Origin of the sequence: Pseudomonas frederiksbergensis, from assembly GCF_003732705.1 — a bacterium.
GTDB classification, from domain to species: Bacteria; Pseudomonadota; Gammaproteobacteria; order Pseudomonadales; family Pseudomonadaceae; genus Aquipseudomonas; species Aquipseudomonas frederiksbergensis_F.
Map to the genome: position 1 here is coordinate 1 of NZ_MOBR01000023.1, position 19473 is coordinate 19473.

General features: G+C 57.7%; 19 protein-coding genes. 9 read left to right on the top strand and 10 right to left on the bottom strand.

Translation table 11 applies throughout. The features are described from left to right. Positions 1–184 precede the first annotated feature (184 nt). Positions 185–727, top strand: a complete 543-nt coding sequence (locus BK667_RS22495) for an ATP-binding protein (protein ID WP_123599018.1) — start codon at positions 185–187, stop codon at positions 725–727. Between the two features lie 88 nt (positions 728–815). Here the strand turns inward: BK667_RS22495 and BK667_RS22500 are convergent, their stop codons facing one another. Genes BK667_RS22500 through BK667_RS22510 form a run of 3 tightly spaced genes read right to left on the bottom strand, consistent with a single transcriptional unit; the run spans position 816 to position 3035 of the window. Beyond that, complete coding sequence (locus BK667_RS22500) at positions 816–1478, bottom strand: HAD family hydrolase (RefSeq protein WP_123598944.1); 663 nt, start codon at positions 1476–1478, stop codon at positions 816–818. Between the two features lie 24 nt (positions 1479–1502). Next, positions 1503–1874 carry a RidA family protein gene (locus BK667_RS22505; RefSeq protein WP_123598945.1) on the bottom strand — a complete coding sequence of 124 codons (372 nt, stop codon included), beginning with the start codon at positions 1872–1874 and terminating at the stop codon, positions 1503–1505. A gap of 48 nt (positions 1875–1922) precedes the next feature. After that, positions 1923–3035, bottom strand: a complete 1113-nt coding sequence (locus tag BK667_RS22510; RefSeq protein ID WP_375539183.1) for an alanine racemase — start codon at positions 3033–3035, stop codon at positions 1923–1925. Positions 3036–3140: 105 nt separating this feature from the next. On the opposite strand from BK667_RS22510, the gene BK667_RS22515 reads away from it, so the two are divergent. From BK667_RS22515 to aqpZ, 4 genes are all read left to right on the top strand, one after another. After that, entirely contained in the window at positions 3141–4046 is a 906-nt protein-coding gene (locus BK667_RS22515) for a LysR family transcriptional regulator (protein WP_123598947.1), read from the top strand. Positions 4047–4190: 144 nt separating this feature from the next. Further along, the gene (locus tag BK667_RS22520) at positions 4191–5021 is read left to right on the top strand and encodes an alpha/beta fold hydrolase (protein ID WP_123598948.1); all 831 of its coding nucleotides are present in this window, start codon (positions 4191–4193) and stop codon (positions 5019–5021) included. A gap of 71 nt (positions 5022–5092) precedes the next feature. Beyond that, positions 5093–5317, top strand: coding sequence for a hypothetical protein (locus BK667_RS33115; RefSeq protein ID WP_148060155.1), 225 nt, complete (start codon positions 5093–5095; stop codon positions 5315–5317). A gap of 155 nt (positions 5318–5472) precedes the next feature. Continuing rightward, positions 5473–6171, top strand: coding sequence for an aquaporin Z (gene aqpZ, locus BK667_RS22525; protein WP_123511727.1), 699 nt, complete (start codon positions 5473–5475; stop codon positions 6169–6171). Between the two features lie 140 nt (positions 6172–6311). Here the strand turns inward: aqpZ and BK667_RS33330 are convergent, their stop codons facing one another. Continuing rightward, a complete protein-coding gene (locus BK667_RS33330; protein ID WP_185058265.1) occupies positions 6312–7313 on the bottom strand; it encodes a hypothetical protein in 1002 nt (333 codons plus the stop codon). A 124-nt stretch (positions 7314–7437) separates the two neighbouring features. Further along, the gene (locus BK667_RS22535) at positions 7438–7977 is read right to left on the bottom strand and encodes a TetR/AcrR family transcriptional regulator (protein ID WP_221179175.1); all 540 of its coding nucleotides are present in this window, start codon (positions 7975–7977) and stop codon (positions 7438–7440) included. 258 nt (positions 7978–8235) lie between these two features. Here BK667_RS22535 and BK667_RS22540 point away from each other — a divergent pair, with 258 nt between their 5' ends. Further along, positions 8236–9117: an alpha/beta fold hydrolase gene (locus BK667_RS22540; RefSeq protein ID WP_123511723.1), complete on the top strand. Its 882-nt coding sequence runs from the start codon at positions 8236–8238 to the stop codon at positions 9115–9117. A 190-nt stretch (positions 9118–9307) separates the two neighbouring features. On the opposite strand, the gene BK667_RS22545 is transcribed toward BK667_RS22540, so the two are convergent. Beyond that, the gene (locus BK667_RS22545; protein ID WP_123598950.1) at positions 9308–10234 is read right to left on the bottom strand and encodes a Gfo/Idh/MocA family protein; all 927 of its coding nucleotides are present in this window, start codon (positions 10232–10234) and stop codon (positions 9308–9310) included. 153 nt (positions 10235–10387) lie between these two features. On the opposite strand from BK667_RS22545, the gene BK667_RS22550 reads away from it, so the two are divergent. Together BK667_RS22550 and proP are read left to right on the top strand one after the other, a co-directional pair. Beyond that, entirely contained in the window at positions 10388–11299 is a 912-nt protein-coding gene (locus BK667_RS22550; RefSeq protein WP_123598951.1) for a bestrophin family protein, read from the top strand. A 108-nt stretch (positions 11300–11407) separates the two neighbouring features. Then, entirely contained in the window at positions 11408–12910 is a 1503-nt protein-coding gene (gene proP / locus BK667_RS22555; protein ID WP_123511717.1) for a glycine betaine/L-proline transporter ProP, read from the top strand. A 5-nt stretch (positions 12911–12915) separates the two neighbouring features. On the opposite strand, the gene BK667_RS22560 is transcribed toward proP, so the two are convergent. Then, the gene (locus BK667_RS22560) at positions 12916–15813 is read right to left on the bottom strand and encodes a sensor domain-containing phosphodiesterase (protein ID WP_123598952.1); all 2898 of its coding nucleotides are present in this window, start codon (positions 15811–15813) and stop codon (positions 12916–12918) included. 250 nt (positions 15814–16063) lie between these two features. Here BK667_RS22560 and BK667_RS22565 point away from each other — a divergent pair, with 250 nt between their 5' ends. Next, positions 16064–16735 (top strand): class I SAM-dependent methyltransferase, encoded by a 672-nt coding sequence (locus BK667_RS22565; RefSeq protein ID WP_123511713.1) that lies wholly within the window; start codon positions 16064–16066, stop codon positions 16733–16735. 10 nt (positions 16736–16745) lie between these two features. Here the strand turns inward: BK667_RS22565 and BK667_RS22570 are convergent, their stop codons facing one another. The 3 genes from BK667_RS22570 to souR all read right to left on the bottom strand — a co-directional run bounded on the left by BK667_RS22570 (position 16746) and on the right by souR (position 19391). Next, positions 16746–17783, bottom strand: a complete 1038-nt coding sequence (locus tag BK667_RS22570; RefSeq protein WP_123598953.1) for a GGDEF domain-containing protein — start codon at positions 17781–17783, stop codon at positions 16746–16748. Between the two features lie 210 nt (positions 17784–17993). Continuing rightward, positions 17994–18389 carry a RidA family protein gene (locus BK667_RS22575; protein ID WP_123598954.1) on the bottom strand — a complete coding sequence of 132 codons (396 nt, stop codon included), beginning with the start codon at positions 18387–18389 and terminating at the stop codon, positions 17994–17996. Positions 18390–18407: 18 nt separating this feature from the next. Continuing rightward, positions 18408–19391 carry a transcriptional regulator SouR gene (gene souR, locus BK667_RS22580; protein WP_123598955.1) on the bottom strand — a complete coding sequence of 328 codons (984 nt, stop codon included), beginning with the start codon at positions 19389–19391 and terminating at the stop codon, positions 18408–18410. Positions 19392–19473: the final 82 nt, after the last annotated feature.

A 19473-nucleotide genomic window follows, 5' to 3' on the forward strand; every position in this document is an offset into this window, starting at 1 on the left:
GCAGATTCAACTTTACCAGTTCACCTTTGCATCGCTCGAAGGGCTACTTGGGGCCGATTTCCGCCCTTCGCGACAGCCAGAAATCAGCCAAAAGCAATCATTCACACCCTCGGAAAAGTGCGACTCAGACAGGTATGGGATATCTTGCCAACCTCGAAACGGACTTGTATCCATGGAGGAAAAATTGCGGATTTACATTACAGGTGCTTCGTGTGCGGGGGTGACCACTTTGGGTCAAAACCTCGCAACGCTGCTCGGGCTACGACAGGTCGATGTCGATGATTTTTTCTGGATGCCCACGAACCCTCCTTTTACGACTAAGCGACCTGTCGGTGAGCGCGTGTCATTGATTCAGCAAAAACTCGGTGACGAAGATTGGGTGCTGACCGGCTCTTGTATTGGTTGGGGAGATGCACTGATTACCCATGCGGATCTGATTGTTTTTGTTGTAACAGCTACACCCGTTCGCCTTGAACGGTTGGCCGCACGTGAACAGGAGCGCTTTGGAGATCGGATTGCACCTGGTGGTGATATGCATGAGATACATGTGGCCTTCCGGGAATGGGCCTCGGAGTATGACAATCCGAACTTTTCAGGACGTAACCGAGCGTGGCACGAGGCGTGGATATCAGCGCAAACGGCTCCGGTCTTACGGATTGACGGGATGAACAGCGCTGAAAAGATGGCTGCGGATGTCATTCATGCGTTGTCGCAAGTATCGCAATAGCTTGAAACCTGGACGGCAGAGGCGCCGTTGTAGGCAACTTCCCTGCCGGGATTGATTTAGAGGATGACCGCGATAAGCAACACGACGGTTATTTCCCGCCCAGGGCTTTAATGTCCTGAACCAGGCTATCGAGTGTCGGGCGCATGATTAATGGATCTGGCGCACCAGCGGGCGCATCTAGCCCTACTCTGTTGTGCCAGAAGGTTGGCAAGCCGACTTTCTGCGTGCCAAATAGATCGTAGGCTGACCCTGCTACGAACAGGGCGTGAGCGGGTTCTACACCCGCTAGTTGCAGCGCGAGCCTGTAAGGTTGCGGATCGGGCTTGTAGAAACCGGCCTGTTCAGAAGTGACAACGACGTCAAATGGCACCCCGAGAAGATCCGCCGCGATGCGCCCCAATCGCTCGGAACAGTTGGTAACCACCCCCAGTTTGTAGTGCGGCGCCAACTCGGTGAGAACGCGTTTGGCCTCGGGCCAGGGTTGCAACTGCGTCCAGCGTGCCTCCAGATTTTGCGCGGCCTCTTTGCCGAGCCCCACACTGATCGCGGCCTCCTCGACCAGCGTTTCATAAGGCCGGTAAGCGCCACAGCCGTAAGTCGCCTTCAAATAAGCCATACGCCAGGTGCGCCCCATTTCATCGGAGCCCGCAACGCAATTCCAAAGTGTCCACGAGTCCAGCAAAGCGGTGAGCAAATCGAACAAGACGAGTTTGACTGGAGTTTGCTGCACATTGTTTTCAATCAAATTCATAACGACTGACCTTCTTTAAAGTATTCAAACTTCAGCCACTGCTGAAATTTCCACCAAGGCCCCGTGATGGAGTGAACCACACGGGACGATGACTCTTGCGGGACGGTGCGCGCCCATCAGCGTTGCATAAGTCAGATTCACGGTCGGCCAGTCAGCCACATCAACAATGTAAATGTGCACGCTGACTAAATGACTCAACGAAGCACCCGCTGCATGCAGCACAGCCTCTACATTTTCCATTGCCTGAATAGTCTGGGCTTCGATGCCATCGGGAAAGGCTTGAGCATTCGGTGGAAACGGCAACTGGCCGGAAATGAATAGAAGCGGTCCTGCCATTACGCCATGTGAGTAATGCCCGCCGGGTACAGGTAGTTTCTCTGCCGTGATCAACTTCATTTGCCCTCCTTGATCGATCAACGTTGTGAATTCTGATGAATGAATCAATTACCAACCCGCGATGCGTGGCCAGTAACCAAGACTGCGTCCCTCGCTGAAAACGTGATAACCCGCGTGCTGCGCCGAGGTGGCGCAGGCGTGATTCGGCAGGATCCGCAGCAGCGTGCCCAAGGGCAGCAAACTCAAGGGGTCAAGCACCCCGGAGCGCGATGAAATGATCCCGTGTTCCTGATTGGTTGCGCTGACGATCAGGTCGCCAAGGGGCTGGCCGGCGGCGTCACACACGACACCATATCCCTGATCCACCGCTTGTTTGGCGGTACCACGATCGCGAGAAAGTGCCATCCATCCCGCATCCGTAATGATCCAGCCTTTTTCAGCTTGATGGCCAATGACCGTCGTCAGCACCGAGACCGCAATATCCTGCACCTGACAAACACCCAAACCCGCCATGACCAGATCGAAGAAGGCGAACACACCCGCACGCACTTCTGTCACCCCGGATAAATCCTCAGTAAAAAGTGCCGTGGGTGTCGAACCGACGCTGATGATCGGCAGGTTGAAACCTGCACGCGTCAATAGTTGGCTGGCATCGATCACTGCCGCGCGCTCCTGCCGGGCGCAGGCCTGGATTTGCGCGATCGACTGGCTGTCGTAGGACTTTCCGGCGTGTGTCATCAAGCCGCTGAGCCTGACGCCATTGGCGCTCAACAATTGCGCGATTTCCACCAATAGCGGTGATTGCGGGCTGAGCCCGGAGCGGTGACCGTCGCAATCGATTTCCAGCAAGACATCAAAAACATGCCCCGTCGTGTGCGCGAATTCGGCCAACAGTCTGGCGGTGTCCAGATTGTCGAGGACCAGCTTGAGCTGCGCGCCTTGGCTGATCAACGCGGCGGCATGCGCGAATTTGTTAGGCGCAATGCCAACGCCATACAGGATGTCGGTAAACCCGGCCTCGAAAAAGAAATCGGCCTCACGCAGCGTTGAAACGGTGATGGGTCCGCGCCCACCTGCAAACAGGCGCTCGGTGACTTCCAGCGACTTGTTGGTCTTCACGTGAGGGCGCAATACCACATTGAATGCCGCGATTTTATTGCGCATCCGTTGGATGTTGGCGTCGAGCCGATCGCAGTCCAGCACCAAGGCGGGGGTTTCGATTTGGGTGAGTAATGACATGTCTGGCCTCCTGGAATGAGGCTATTCTAGGCTTCCAGATTCAAATGAAAATTTAATACTCCTAACTCTAATATTCAGTGATGCTTAATGAACGAGACGTTGGATATCCGCTTTCTCCTGGTCATCCGGGAAAGCGAAAGTTTGTTGGCCGCGTCACGCAAGCTAGGGTTGACGCCCTCGGCGGTGACCCAGCGGCTTCAGCAAATGGAGAAAAAACTGTCGATTCGATTGCTCGATCGGTCAGCCCGGCAGCTGCGCTTTACCGATGAGGGCGAGTTCTTGTGCCTGCGCGGGGCTGAGCTGGTCGAGCAATTCGATTCCCTGCTGGCAGATTTGCAGGAGCGCCGCAGCGGCTTCGTTGGCAAGTTGAAAATCAATGCACCGTTCGGATTTGGCCGCCAGTACGTAGCGCCTGCGGTGGCGGCGTTTCAGCGCTTGCACCCAGAAGTCGAGATTGCATTGAGTTTGTCCGAACAGCCAATGGTCGAAGTCACTGATCGATTTGATGTTGTCATCCATATTGGGGAGTTGCGCTCATCCAATCTGGTGTGCCACTCCATTGCCGCCAACCGTCGCTATGTATGCGCCTCGCCTGCCTTTATCGAACAACACGGTTTACCGGAACACCCCGACAACCTGGCGACCCTGCCCTGCATTGCCCTGCGTGAAAACAACGAAGACGTCACGCGCTGGCATTTCACACGCGCACGTAAAACACTCAATGTGCGCATCCGCCCGGCGTTGAGCTGCAACGACGGCAGTGTTATCCGGCAATGGGCTTGCGAGGGGCACGGCATCATCATGCGTTCTGAATGGGATGTTGCCGATGCTCTGGCGGATGGAACGTTGATACGACTGTTTCCAGGCTGGAAACTGCCAGATGCCAATATTGTTGCCCTGACGCATCAACGCGAAGGGTTGCCCGCGAGAACGGTCAATTTCTTGCGTTTTCTCAAGGATCAGTTCGGAACGCAACCACCCTGGCGGCAGTAGATTGAGCTCCATCCATCGTCTGAAAGTGTTGCTTCCTGTGCGTCTTCTACACTGACCAAGCCCGCTCGTGACCGTTGATTACGACCACGAGCCAGCGGCCTTTTGCACGCCCCACACAAACCAGATCGCGAGGGGACATACGCCATGAATGCAATCACGACCAAAGACGGGACCGAGATTTTCTACAAGGATTGGGGTCCGAAAGACGCGACGCCCATCGTGTTTCACCACGGCTGGCCATTGAGCGCGGATGACTGGGACAACCAGATGATGTTCTTCTTGCTCAAGGGCTACCGGGTGATCGCGCACGACCGGCGCGGTCACGGGCGCTCGACCCAGACGTGGGAGGGCAACGAAATGGATACTTATGCCGCCGATGTCATCGAGTTGACCGATGCGCTCGACCTCAAGGGGGCGATCCATGTCGGCCATTCGACCGGTGGTGGTGAAGTCGCACGCTACACCGCGCGAGCCAAGCCAGGACGCGTGGCCAAAGCCGTACTGATTAGCGCGGTTCCACCGATCATGGTCAAGTCGGAAAAGAACCCTGGAGGTTTACCTCTGGAGGTGTTCGACGGGTTCCGCTCGGCACTGGTCGCCAGCCGCGCGCAGTTTTACGTGGACGTGCCGGCGGGGCCGTTCTACGGCTTCAATCGCCCCGGCGCCAAAGTCTCCCAAGGCGTCATCGACAACTGGTGGCGGCAAGGCATGATGGGCGGCGCAAAAGCGCATTACGACTGCATCAAGGCCTTCTCCGAGACCGACTTCACCGAAGACCTGAAGGCGATTCAGGTGCCGACACTGGTCATGCATGGCGAGGATGATCAGATCGTACCGTTTGCCGACTCGGCGCCGCTTTCGGCCAAACTGTTGAAGCACCCCACGCTCAAGACCTACCCGGGCTTCCCGCATGGTATGCCGACGACCAACGCGGATCAGATCAATGCTGATTTGCTGGCGTTTATTCGCGGTTGAAAATATGGGGACAGATTTATTTTCGAAGAAAATAGGTATGTCCCTTTATTCCCCGCAGGGAAGAAATATTCATGTTTGAAAAACACCCTGAACAGGCTAAAGAACGTCGGCTCACTCTGTGGGCAGGATCTGGCGCTGTTGTTGTTGGCATATTGTTTTTTTGGGGCGGAGGTGGGGCCGTCTCTTTTGCATTTATCGGACCTGGATTCGCGTTTGTTCTCGTCGCCATTTTTTGTAGTCATGAGGGGTTCGAGACTGCGCAGCGAATTGGAAAGTTTTTCCAATGGTTTTCTTAGTTTTGTGTCTGGAAGGTGACTTCGCCGCAGCCTTACTCATCCTGAGCGCAAACAGAGCCTGAGAAATTGGAGCGAGATGCTTGGGAAATGTCCTACATCAGCAACGGACATATCTCGTTAGTGTTTTCTCTCCAATCTCGATAAGGCACTGTCTTATGTCTCTGTTCAAACGTTCGGCTACTGAGTTGTTGGGTACGTTCTGGCTGGTATTTGGTGGTTGCGGCAGTGCGGTTTTGGCCGCGACGTTTCCTGGCGCGGGGATTGGTTTTCTGGGAGTTTCCCTGGCGTTTGGTCTGACGGTGCTGACCATGGCTTTCGCCATCGGCCACATATCCGGCTGTCATCTCAATCCCGCGGTCTCGGTCGGACTGGTAGTGGGTGGAAGGTTTCCGGTCAAAGAACTACCCGCCTATATCCTCGCTCAAGTGATGGGAGGGGTGATTGCAGCAGGCCTGCTGTACTTCATCGCCAGTGGTAAACCCGGTTTCGAACTGGCCAGTGGCCTCGCGTCCAATGGCTACGGCGAACACTCGCCAGGTGGCTACTCGATGGCGGCGGGGTTTGTCACCGAGTTGGTGATGACCGCGATGTTCATCCTGATCATCCTTGGCGCCACCGACAAACGCGCCCCTGCCAGTCTGGCACCGATTGCCATTGGCCTGGGGCTGACTCTGATCCACCTGATCTCGATCCCCGTCACTAATACTTCGGTCAACCCGGCGCGCAGTACAGGCCCGGCACTGATTGTTGGCGGTTGGGCGATTCAGCAGCTGTGGCTGTTTTGGTTGGCGCCGATGTTGGGCGCCGTCATCGGTGGCGTGACCTATCGCTGGCTGGGTAAAGATTCCCGATAACCTGCGTGCCCTGCGCGAAAGCGAGCATTAAGGGGACGGATGTATTTTGAATAAAATAAATCTGTCCCGTTATCCCGGTTTTACTGGGTCATGTAGCAGCAGGCTTCGCCAGCTGCTACAACGCCTGCTTTTCCCCTTTTTCAAGCCTCGTTCAGGAAGGCTTCAAGCGCACTTTCCAGATCCGATAACTCGACTGTTTTTCCGCTCCCCCAACGAGCAACGCGCCCATCACAGTCGACGACTACGCGCACGCCCTGCCCCATCCGGTCTCCAGGGAATTTGCGTAGTTTGAGTTCTACGGTCGTCGGGGTGAGCCAATTGGATTGATCCGCCGACCAACAAGCGTCCGAGAATCGAAAAACGCAGATGCCCTGCCGGGTATCGATAATGCGCGGCGGATATACCCAAAGAGAGTTGCGTGCTTCCCAAGGCGTCACCTGAACACAATAGTGACCGTCCGGTGAGCTGGATTGAATTTCGCTTTCGCCCACTAGCTGTGCGGGTTTTCGGGGATTACGCGAGGTTACGTACAGGTCGAATGCCCCGACTTGAGCAGTCATCAGAGCGGCATCCTTGTAGTAGTGAACGTGATTTCGATAGGCCACGAATTCATCCGACTGCGGACCGTCAGCAAATAACGAAGCCAGCGCCGCGCTTTGCATCAGCCAGTAAATGTCCTGCGAGAGTTCCTGGGCTTTGGAGCTGCTGAGATCAATCGCTTTTTCAAGCAGGTCCCTGGCCAAACGCCGCCCGGCCACGCGCAACGCTTCGTTGGCCACTGGCGTATCGAGTGTCTCTACTTGCGCAATGTAGGCCCGATAGCGACTGACCAACTGGCCGGTGGATAGCCCTAATGGAGGACAGGCGGGAGGCGGAAGATCAAGGGGCTTGAGCGCTTCAAAAGTCGGCATCCACACCAGGTTTTGTTTCAGGCGGGACGATGCTTGAGCGTCATCTTGCGCCATTGAAGCGTCGGCCTCCCGATGCGAATCCCATCCAAAGTACGCCTTGATGCGTTGCACAAACTTCATCACCCAATCATCCCTGAAAATAGCCTGATCGCCGTTGGGCGACTGACTGTATGTACACACTCTGGCCCGCGGCCGGATCGGGGCGCGATTCTGTCGAGCAATGTCGTGCATTTCAAGTTCATGCGACCAGGGTCATAGATAAAAAGATAAGGAAATAAGGGGACAGATTTATTTTCGAAGTAAATAAATCTGTCCCCTTTTTTCACAGCTTGTTTCGCGCGTCGTTCGACATTTTTCACTGTGCCCTTAGCAGCACGAAAAATGGCCGAACGACCCCGGTCAGCAGTTCACGATCGGGATTGGTTCGGGCCAGAACCCGCAGGCCCAGGATAATACCCAGTGCGAGTCGCGCAATGTCGGCTGGAGGTTGCGAGATAAGGATTGTCCCGTCGCGCTGCCCGGCCGTGACACAGTCGCGGACACACTTTTCGATTTCCTCAAAGACTTTGGTGACCACCTCTCGAAAGTCTTGATCATGCGACGCCACCTCCAACGCCGTGTTCACCACAAAGCACCCCTTGTGAAGCCGGTCGCCCAGCACTTCTTCAAGGGTTGCATCGAAGAACCGCTCCAATGCCTGTAGGGGCGGGTCATCGCTTCCGAAAATCGTCGAACAGGTTTCGAGTGCCTGACGGACATACCGATCGAGCACGAGACGGTAGATGGCTTTCTTATCACCGAACGCGTTGTAGAGGCTCGCCGTCGTCATTCCGGTTTGGTCGGCGAGGTCACGCATCGATGTGGCCTCAAAGCCGTTATTCCAGAAACGTTGCATTGCGGATTCGAGCACCGTTTCTTCATCGAATTGCCTAGGTCTGGCCATCTGAATCCCTTGATCAACTATGAGTGCAACATCGTTTATGGGCCAGTTTTATCACGGTCGTCATAAAAAAACCATTGCACGTTTTGTGACGTACGTTATAGAACTGTATAGAGCCGATATCGCGCTTCACATTGAGTCGCAACCGATCGTTGTGTCATCGCGCAGTAAACGGCCAATCCCCTCGACTAGATGCAAACCTGGAGTACACAGATGAACGAGCATACCCACGTAAACGGGATCTACCCTTTCCCGGCCGTCATGCAGTCTCGGACGATCGAAATCAATGGTGCATCCATCCATGTGCGGGTCGGCGGTCATGGGCCGGCAGTCATCATGCTGCACGGCTTCGGTACAACGGGCGACATGTGGGGGCATCTGGCGAGCGCACTCATCGAAGATCACATGATTATCGTGCCCGACCTGCGTGGCTGGGGCCTTTCGTCGAAGCCTGATGGCGGCTATGACAAGAAGACGCAGGCTGCGGACATAGTGGGTGTCCTGGACGCTCTGGGTGTTCAAACGGTCGATTTGGTAACGCACGACATCGGCGTGATGGTCGGCTACGCAGTTGCCGCCATCCACCCCGAGCGTGTTAGCCGATGGGTGGCAATCGATGCGCCGCTACCCGGCATCGGGCCATGGGGTCAGATCACACAAGATCCGGCCATGTGGCACTTTGGCTTTGGTGGCCAGGACATGGAGCGCTTGGTCGCCGGTCGCGAGCGCATTTATCTCGACCGGTTCTGGAACGAACTTTCTCAGGATCAAACGCGGTTTGATGAAGCGAAGCGCCAGCATTATGCGGCGCTCTATGCGCAACCCGGCGCAATGCGAGCGAGCTTTGCCCAGTTCCTGGAGTTCAGTCAGGATGCGATCGACAACAAGGCGCTACTTGCGCAAGGCAAGCTTCAAATGCCGGTCTTGGCCTTGGGTGGCGAAGCGACATTCGGCCCTATGATCGGCGCGGTGTTGCGAAGTGTTGCCGATAACCTCGAAGCCGTGATTATTCCGGATTGCGGGCACTGGATCACCGAAGAGCAGCCCCAGGCGACGACAGACTTGGTTGTCGATTTCCTGCATCGTCGTTCTTGAGTTAACCACGTTCGCTGTTTTACCGGGTCATGTCGCGAGCCTTACTGGGGCCTCTGTAACATCCTTTGATGTTGGTCGACTGGTCACCGTTATCGCTGTGGCGAGGGAGCTTGCTCCCTCGCCACAGAGATTCCATCGCTGGCTCTACCTCTTGACTGACGGGCATGAGACGAAATCTGTCCCCTGTTCCTCAATCGTAAAACGCCTCGACCAACGCCCGGCTCCCCACAAAAAAACTGTCCGCAACCAACCGCAACGGCTGAAGATCCAGGTCACTGGTCTTGTCGTCAATCAACTGCTGAAAATGCCGATACACCGCCGCGTACTCGCCCTCCTCCGATACCGCTTGGCGCACGCCGTCGACGCTCAACAAAGCACCGCCGTTGTCCAGTCGCAGGACGCCTTCAGTGCAGCGAATCTCGATGCTCCAGAGTTCGTCATGGCCGTGATCGAAATCGAACTCCGCGCGGACATCGAGGTGGCGCGCGTCGGACATTTTGATCGACGCGGCAATCGGCGACTGGCAGTTGCTGGGGACGCGCAGTTCGGCGGATTCGACAAACAGCGGCAACGCCAGCAGATGCGTGGCAATCGACAAGGCATTGATGCCCGGATCGAAGACGCCCAGGCCTCCGGGTTGCCAGATCCACGTCTGGCCGGGGTGCCACTTGCGCACGTCTTCCTTCCAGTCGATCTGCACGCTTTGCAGGGTGCGGGTGGCCAGCCAATCACGGGCAGCCTGAATGCCGGGTGCGTAGCGTGAATGCCAGGCGAACAAACCGCTGACGCCTTGCTCCGCGATCTGATTCACCAACGCCATCGCTTCACCCAGCGTGGCGCACGGCGGTTTTTCGACCAGCACGTGTTTGCCAGCGGCAAGTGCTTGTTGCACCAGGGCGAAGCGTCCTTGGGGCGGTGTGCAAAACGCAATCGCATCGACGGGCGGGCCGTTTTCCAGCAGCTCACCCAGGGACTTGAAGTTCTCGACCCCGGCGCAGGGCTGCCCTTGGGTGGCGACGGACACCAACTGGAACGCGGGATTGGCGTGGATAGCGGGGACGTGTTGGTCCTGGGCAATCTTGCCGTAGCCCACCAGACCGAGACGGATCGGTTGCATCAATGACTCCTGATTATTTTTCTTATCTTGGTAAGCGTGCGCGCAAGGTTACACCTCCCGGATCATTGATCGCAGCCCCCCACCGAACCTTTACCCGACAACCACCGTCCGAGTTAGAGCATTAATGCCCACCACTCGCTGCGAGGTCGCCGCTTGAAAGCCGCCATCATCAAAAAATACCGTCTGATCATCAAGACCATGGGCTATGTCGGCTGGGCGCTGTTCTGGTTGTTGCTCTGGGATATCGCCGTCACCGTGGACTTCATGCTGATTCTCAACAGCAAGATCACCCTGCCACTGATGCCTCTGACGTTGCTCGGTTCGGCATTGGTGGTGTTGATCAGTTTTCGCAACAGCAGTGCCTACAATCGCTGGTGGGAAGCGCGCACGTTGTGGGGGGCGATGGTCAATAACTCCCGCAGCTTTGCGCGGCAAGTCCTGACGTTTCTGGATGACCCGGGTCATGAGGTCAATCCGATGAAATCAACCCTGCTGCGCCGCCACGTGGCGTACGTAAATTGCCTGGCGGCGCACTTGCGGGGTCAGCCGTGCCCGGACGAGATACGCGCGTTTATTCCCGCCGAGGAGTTCGCGCGCAGCGGCTCTACCAATAACTTTGCCAACGACATCCTCAACGGTTCCGCGGCACTGTTGGCCCAGGAATACAAGGCCGGGCACCTGGACAGCATTCGCCTGGCGCGGCTGGAGACGACCCTGGTTGACTTGTCCAACAGCCAGGGCGGCATGGAGCGGATTGCCAATACGCCGCTGCCCTACCCTTACGTGTATTTCCCGCGGCTGTTTATTTCGCTGTTCTGCCTGATTGTGCCGGTGGGGCTGGTCGAGTCCCTGGGCTGGTATACCCCGCTGGCCTCGACGGTGGTGGGTTTCATGCTGCTGGCCATCGAACGCATCGGCACCGATCTGCAAAGCCCGTTCCGCAACAGCGAACACCAGATCCAGATGGAAGCCTTGTGCGAAACCATCGAGAAGAACCTGCACTCCATGCAGCGCGATTCGCTGGGCGGCGAACGTCTCCACTACCCCAGCCCGGCGGTGATTTAACAAAAATGCGGCGAGTGGTGAATTATTCCGTGTCTGCATGTATCTGAACCAAGAGGACGTGCCATTAAAACAATGGCATCGACAGCCATCAGGGACAGAGTAATTCGCATGAACTCAAGCAAGAAAACCGTCAATCCCATCGGATTGGAAGACATCACCATTGTCGACGACGCCAAGATGCGCAAGGCGATCACCGCCGCCGCACTGGGCAATGCCATGGAATGGTTCGACTTCGGCGTCTATGGCTTCGTCGCCTATGTGCTCGGCAAGGTGTTCTTTCCCGGCGCGTCCCCCAGCGTGCAGATGATCGCCGCACTGGCGACCTTTTCGGTGCCCTTCCTGATCCGTCCTCTGGGCGGTCTGTTCTTCGGTGCATTAGGCGACAAATATGGCCGGCAGAAAGTCCTGGCGGCCACCATCGTGATCATGTCCCTCAGCACCTTCGCCATCGGGCTGATTCCGTCCTATGACACGATTGGCATCTGGGCCCCGATCCTGCTGTTGCTGGCCAAGATGGCCCAAGGCTTCTCGGTGGGTGGCGAATACACCGGCGCCTCGATCTTCGTCGCCGAGTATGCCCCGGACCGCAAGCGCGGCTTCCTCGGGAGTTGGCTGGACTTCGGCTCCATCGCCGGGTTTGTCCTCGGTGCAGGCCTGGTGGTGCTGATTTCCGCGGTGATCGGCGAAGAGCAATTCCAGGCGTGGGGCTGGCGTCTGCCGTTCTTCCTCGCCCTGCCCCTGGGCATGATCGGTCTCTATTTGCGTAACGCACTCGAAGAGACGCCGGCCTTCCAGCAACACGTCGAAAAACTGGAACAAGGCGACCGCGAAGGTTTGGCACGCGGCCCGAAAGTATCGTTCAAGGAAGTCGCCACCAAGCACTGGCGCAGCCTGATGACCTGCATCGGTGTGGTGGCCGTGACCAACGTCACCTACTACATGCTGCTCACCTACATGCCGAGCTATCTTTCGCACAACCTGCACTACAGCGAAAATCACGGCGTGTTGATCATCATCGCGATCATGGTTGGCATGTTGTTCGTGCAGCCCCTGATCGGCTTTATCAGCGACAAGATTGGCCGCCGGCCCTTCATCCTGTTCGGCAGCATCGCGCTGTTCTGCCTGGCCATTCCTGCCTTTATGCTAATCAACAGCGGCAAGCTCGGGCTGATTTTTTCAGGGCTGCTGATCATTGCCGTGGTGCTCAACTTCTTCATCGGCGTGATGGCCTCGACCCTGCCGGCGATGTTCCCCACGCACATCCGCTACAGCGCTTTGGCCAGCGCGTTCAACGTGTCGGTGCTGATCGCGGGCCTGACGCCGACCTTGGTGGCGTGGCTGGTGGAAAGCACCAACAACCTGTACATGCCGGCGTATTACCTGATGGTGATCGCCATCGTGGGCCTGGTGACCGGCATTACCATGAAAGAAACGGCAAACATGCCCCTGCGCGGCGCGGCTCCAGCGGCTTCCGATCTTGAGGAAGCGAAGGAGCTGCTGCAGGAGCACGAAGACAATATTGAACAGAAGATCGAAGACATAGACGCCGAAATCGCCGCGTTGGAGGCCAAGCGCAAGACGCTGGTGCAACAGCACCCGCGCATCGACTGACGTCCCTAGCGACTGATCAAGGATGTCGCCAACAACGCCGCCAACCCCATCGGTTTGGCAAAGTAATAACCCTGAGCCTGCCCTGCGCCCATTTCGCGCAGCAGGTCCAGGGTCGCTTGATCCTCGACACCTTCCGCCACCACGCTCAAGTCCAGGGATTCGGCCATGCGCACAATCGCCCGGACGATCGCGCGACTGCGGGCGCTGGTGGTCAGTTCGAGGATGAACGACTTGTCGATCTTCAAGCCGCTGAAACGGTATTGATGCACATAGCTCAGGGATGAAAACCCGGCGCCAAAGTCATCGAGCACCACCGACATGCCGTTGTCGGCCAATTGCTGCATGGTCAGGCGGGCAATCGCCGGCTCGGCCACCAGCGCACCTTCGGTCAACTCCAGGCAAATCCGTGACGGCGCGACCCCGTGCCGCGCCAACAGCGCCAGCACATCACTGGCGAAGTCCGGGCGGGTCATGCTGTAGCTGGAGCAATTGACGTGCACCGGCGGCCAATTGGCGTGCTCGGGCTGGGCGAGGATCACGGCGATGCTGGTAAGCATGTACAAATCCAGTCGACCGATCAGGCGCAAACCCTCGACATCCGGCAAAAACTCGCCCGGCGCGATCACCCGACCGCCCGGCTGATGCCAGCGGATCAGCGCTTCCAGGGCCAACAGTTCGCCGGTTTCGACGCTGACGATCGGCTGGAAATACGGCAGCAGTTCGTCGGTCCGTTTGAGCGCGTTGCGCAAGGCGCCTTCCCGTTCGACCTGGTCCGATACTTCGCGGCGCACTTCCTGGTTGAACACCGCGTAGCTGTCACGGCCGGCACTCTTGACCCGGTACATCGCGGCATCGGCGTCGCGCAACAAGTCGGCGGGCTCGTGATGGAACTGATTGTCGGCGCTGACAATACCGATACTGCAGGACGAAAAAACCTGATGGCCATTGATGACAAACGGCAGGTCAAACGCCACCAGAATCCGCTCGGCGATTTCGATCACCACCTCCAGCGGCGCCTCGGGCGCGAGCACCGAAAACTCATCGCCCCCCAAGCGCGCCAGCATGTCGGTGTCGCGCAGGCAACCGCGTAAACGCTGGGCGGCCTGCATCAACAGCAGGTCGCCAAAATGATGGCCGAGGCTGTCGTTGACCATTTTGAAACGGTCTAGGTCGATGAACATCACCGCCAGGTGCCCGCCTTCGCTGCCGAACCGCGACCAGGCCAGATTGAGGCGCTGTTGCAGGTAGGTGCGATTCGGTAGCCCGGTCAGCGCATCGTGGGAGTTTTCGTGCTGCAACTTGGCATTGGCGTGATCAAGCTCACGGGTGCGGTTCTGCACCCGGGCTTCGAGTTTGAGGTTGGCGGCATGGATCGCTTCGGCGGCGGTGCGCCGGGACAACGCGGTATCGATGTGGCGCGACACGAACGTCAGCAATTCCTGGTCACGCAGGGTGTAGCGCACCTGGGAGGTATAGCTTTGCACCGCGAGCACGCCACGCACCACATCGCCATCGAACAGCGGGATGCCCAGCCAGGAATAGGATCGGTAATACACATCGGCGACTTCAATTTCGCCTTCCACGGTCAGTCGTTCTGCCTCGTCGGAATCAATCAGGCACGCTCGACGCTGACGGATGACGTACTCGGTCAAGCCCCGGCTCCCACGCCGTGCCACCGGGCGAATCGTCTGCCGCTCATCGACGTAGTACGGAAAGGTCACTTCAGTGGTCGCGTCGTCGAACAGCGCAATGTAGAAGTTCTGCGCGAACAGCAGATCACCGACGATGCCATGCAAGGTTTTAAACAACTCCGCCATGTCCCCAGGCTGGCTCGACAGCTCAGCAATCTGGAACAGCGCGCTCTGCAGATGTTCGGCGCGCTCTCGATCGGCCACTTCCTGCCTCAAGGCGTCGTTAAGTGCCGAAAGCTCCAGGGTACGACGCATCACCGTCTCTTCCAGGTCCGCCCGGTGCAGAATTCGGTCCAGCGCCATGGCCACGTGGCGGGCCACCACCAGAAACAGCGCGCGGTCTTCAGCGCTGTAGGTACGAGACACGTCGTAGACCTGCATCGCCAGCATGCCAAACACTTCATCCGACGCATTTTTCAACGGTGCGCCCATCCAGAACTCGGGACGATCACCCACGCAGTAGAAACGCCCCTCGGCCTGGGCCGCGAGAATGCCGGCGGAGTCGATCAGCAACGGCTGGCCGGTGGTCAATACGTAGGCGGTCAGCGACAGGTGCGAAGGGTCCAGGTATTCGTAGTTTTCGGACTCCAGGGCATCAACGTCGATGATGTCGACGTAATACGGGTAGTCCATCTTGCCAGTGCGCGGGTCATACAGCGCGAGATAGAAGTTCTCGGCATCGATGAGGCTGGCCAGCAGTCGGTGAACCCCCACCAGAAACACGGAACGGTCACGGGTCGAACTGGCCAGGTAGGTAATTTCATACAGCACACGCTGGGTAATCTGCGCACGGGCCAGGGTATTGGTCTGGACCTGAATGCCCAGGCGCTGGGCAAACTCGGCGAGCGCCGGTTCCTCGGCATCGTCAACGGGCGCGAGCAGCCAGCCCAGCACACTTTCGCCACGCCCGGTCGGCCAGCGGTGCAACTTCCAGGTCAGGCAAAAGGCTTCAAAGTCTTCATTCGCAACGCTTGACGGCCACTGCACCCGAGGGTCGCCCTGCCCGACCAGATGCATTTGCTCACCGGCGCGATAAACCACCCACGAAGTGGTGTGAGTCCAGCTGCGCGCTGAGTCGAGTAAATGTTCGATGGTGTCCCCGTTGCCAGCGTAGGCCATGCCGACAGTATCCATGTTCCCTTTTAGTTGAGAGGCGGAAACGCCGCAATCGTTCGATTGCCGCGTGGCGTCGGTCAATGGACGAACACTCATCAGCGCTCCCTGAGCCAAAATCTGGCGATACTTTCTTATTGAACACTAGCAATGTGCCAGCGATCTTTCCGTTTAAAGCTTATAGAAGTATTTATCAATGGTTTTATTTGCTTTAGTGCCAACTATGGGACGGACGACGAGTTATTCGCTATTTGTTGTCCTGGTCAGGCGTTTCCTGGCAAACCAACAAGATCCGCGCGACCCGCACTTGTCCTATCCTTCATGCAACCAATCACTCCGGACATCCGCCATGCCCGCCCCCGAAACCACCCTCCTCGACAGCTGGCACCACAACGCCCGATCCTGGATCGAAGCCATCCGCAGCGGGACGATCGAAAGCCGCCAGCAGGTCACCAATCAGGCCATTCTGCTGGCAGTGTTAAGCCGTCAGCCCGAGCGGGTGCTCGACCTGGGCTGCGGTGAGGGCTGGCTGTTACGTGCGCTGGCTGAACGAGGCATCGAGGCGGTCGGGGTGGATGGCGATGCGACGTTGATCGAAGCGGCGCGGGCGGCGGGTTCTTCGCGGGTGCATGTGGCGAGCTATGAAGAGCTGGTGGAGGCCAAGGCTGATATCGGCAGCGACTACGACCTGATCTGCGCCAACTTCGCCCTGTTGCACCAGGACATCATCCCTCTGCTCGCGGCCATGAACGCCCTGCTGGCCCCTGGCGGCGCACTGGTGATCCAGACGCTGCATCCGTGGACCGCGGCGGCTGGCGACTATCAGGATGGTTGGCGTGAAGAGACGTTCACTGGGTTCAAGGGCCAGTGGCAGCCCATGCCGTGGTATTTCCGTACCTTGTCCAGTTGGCTGAATGCGCTGGACATGGCGGGTTTTCGGCTCGCTGGCCTGCAGGAACCGCAGCACCCGCAAAGTCCGGTGCCGCAGTCGTTGCTGTTGGTGGCGGAGCAACGGGGGTGAGCCCTGGTCATCACACGACTTGATTACGCCCATTACGCTTGGCCTTGTACAGCGCGTCATCGGCCCGTATCACCAGGCTTTCCACCGTGTCGTGCGCGTTGGCGAGAGCAACCCCAAACGAAGCCGTCACCGTATCCAACACTTCATCAGTGCCGCGCGCCTTGATCCGCAACGCCTGGATCTTCTGGCGCAGCTCCTGCGCGAAGTCACGGGCGGCGCTGAGATCGGCGCAGTCTCGCAGGATCACGCAAAACTCTTCGCCACCATAACGTGCCGCCAGACCCTGGGGTGGCAGTGAGCTGCGCAAGACCTGGCCGACATGTTTGAGCACGCGATCGCCCAGTGGGTGGCCGTATTGGTCATTGAATTGTTTGAAGTGATCGATATCCAGCATGACGAGCGCAACACCGTGCGTAGGTGTGCTCAACGCCTGCTCTAACAATCGGGAGAAGGTGCTTCGATTGAGTACCTGAGTCAGGCCGTCCAGCGTCGCGTCGAGTTGGGCTCGCTCAAGTTTGTCGCGCAGGTTTTTAATCTCCGCTTGAGCCGTGTGCAACTGACTGAGGAAACGCTCCTGCTGATCGTGCATCGCCTGAGTGCTCTGTTGCAGCTCGCTGAGTATGGCGGGCAACCTTTTATCGACCGGCTCCGCGAGCATTTCCAGGCATTGCCCGAGGCTGGCCTTGAAGTTGAGACTGCCATTGACGCTATGGGAGACATCGCGCTCCATGCCATCAACCAGGTTGATCGCTTGCTGCTGGCCGGCGCGGGCATCTTCCAGTTCGTCACGAATAATGTAGTCACGAAACAGCCTGGACGCGGACTCCGAAGGGAAATAATCGAAATCTTTGACGACCCGGTCCAGGTGACGATTGAGTTCAGGTTCCAGGCCTTTGCTGTAGGTGTACCAAAGGGCGTAGTGCACCGGGTTGGGCGGGATGTTGTGTCGCACCATGAGCGGCACGGCTTGCTTGAGTAAAGCTGCCGCCTCGCGGTAGTCCTCTGGATACAACGCTAAGGCAGTCGCATGCAGCTCTGATTGGCTCATGACATCACTATTATTGGTTGTTATTGGCGAATTGCGCGGGAGCATAGCGTTACGTAGATCAAACGGCCATCCCACGGGGGCTTTATCGCCAGTGTTTAATTGGTGGGAGCGAGCTTGCTCGCGATGACGGTTTGTATCCAACACGCGTGTTGCCTGGCAGTGCGCAATCGCGAGCAAGCTCGCTCCCACAAGGATCTGCGGATGCCTGGATTATTTGCGCCGCACCGCTACACACTTAATCTCAACCAAAAGCCCCGGGTGTGCCAATTCACTCACACCGATGCATGTCCAGGCGCACAGCCCTTTGGGGAAGAGGCGGTTTTTCACCTCGCGAAACACCGCCATGTGCTTGGACATATCGACGTGATACGTGGTCATGTCCACCACGTCCTCGAAGGTGCAGCCTCCCGCCTCGAGCACCTCACGCAGGTTTTCCCAGGCGCAGATGAACTGCTGCTCAGGATCCTCGATCACTTGCAGGTCAGGCGTTCTGCCCACTTGGCCAGCACAGAACAGCGTGTCGCCGACCTTGACTGCAGGGGCATAACCCGCGCGTTCGACGATGGCTTTCATCGCGGCAGGAATGATGATTTCACGGTCCGACATCAATGGGTCTCCGAAGGGTTATTTGACCAGCCGTGTTTCCTTGGAAGGCCGGTAGCCAAAGTACGAGCTGTAACATTTGCTGAAATGGCTGGGCGACACAAAACCGCAGGCTACTAGCACGTCCACTTGGGACAGTTCGGTGTGCTGAAGCAGTCGACGCGCCTCGGTAATGCGCAATTCCATGTAATAGCGTTGCGGCGTGGTGCCCAGTTGTTCCTTGAACAGACGCTCGAGTTGGCGACGGGAACGGCCGGCGTACACCGCCAGTTGCTCCAGCTCCAGCGGTTCTTCGAGGTTGGCAAACATCAACTTCACCACCTCGCGCAGCGGAGCGCTCACGCAGATATTTTCCGTCGGTTTAATGCGCCGGTAGCGGGATTCCTCGAACGCCAGAATGTCTTCGATGCCCTCGACCAAGGCCTTGTCGTGCAGGCCTTTGATCCAGTCCAGCGCCATGTGGAAGGCCCCGGAAGGACTCGATGCCGTAAGCCGGTCCCGATCAATGACATAGGGCTCACTGGTGACCTGCGTCGCTTTGGCGATTTCCGCGAGTGCGGGGCGATGCTCGGGGTGAATGGCGCAACGGTAGCCGTCAAGCAAACCGGCGCTGCCCAGGAACCAGGCGCCATTCCACAAACCGGCCAGAATGACACCATGATCAGCCGCGTTTCTCAGCAGGTTGGTCAACTCATCATTGGCTTTCAGTTCGGTGCGGTAGCCGCCACAGACGACCAGCAGATCCAGGTGTTGAATCTCCGAACCATCAAAACGGGCATCCGGCCGAATGACCAGGCCCAGATCGCTGACGACCTCGCCTTCACTCAGGCCAAACGTCCGGGTGGAAAACAACTTGGGGCGAAGCAGGTTCGCGGTGACTATCGTATCCAGCGCTTGCGTGAAGGCGGGTAACGAGAAATGTTCCAACAGCAAAAAGCCTGTCCGTGCCATGGGGACTGGCTCGCCAGACTGCTCATTCAAATAGCGGAGATTTTTCCCCTTCATGCCTCCGCTGAATTGGCGTCGTTCGATCAAGGTCTGGGTTACTCGGTTATGGGGGCTGATGACCCGTCATGCTACCTCCAGA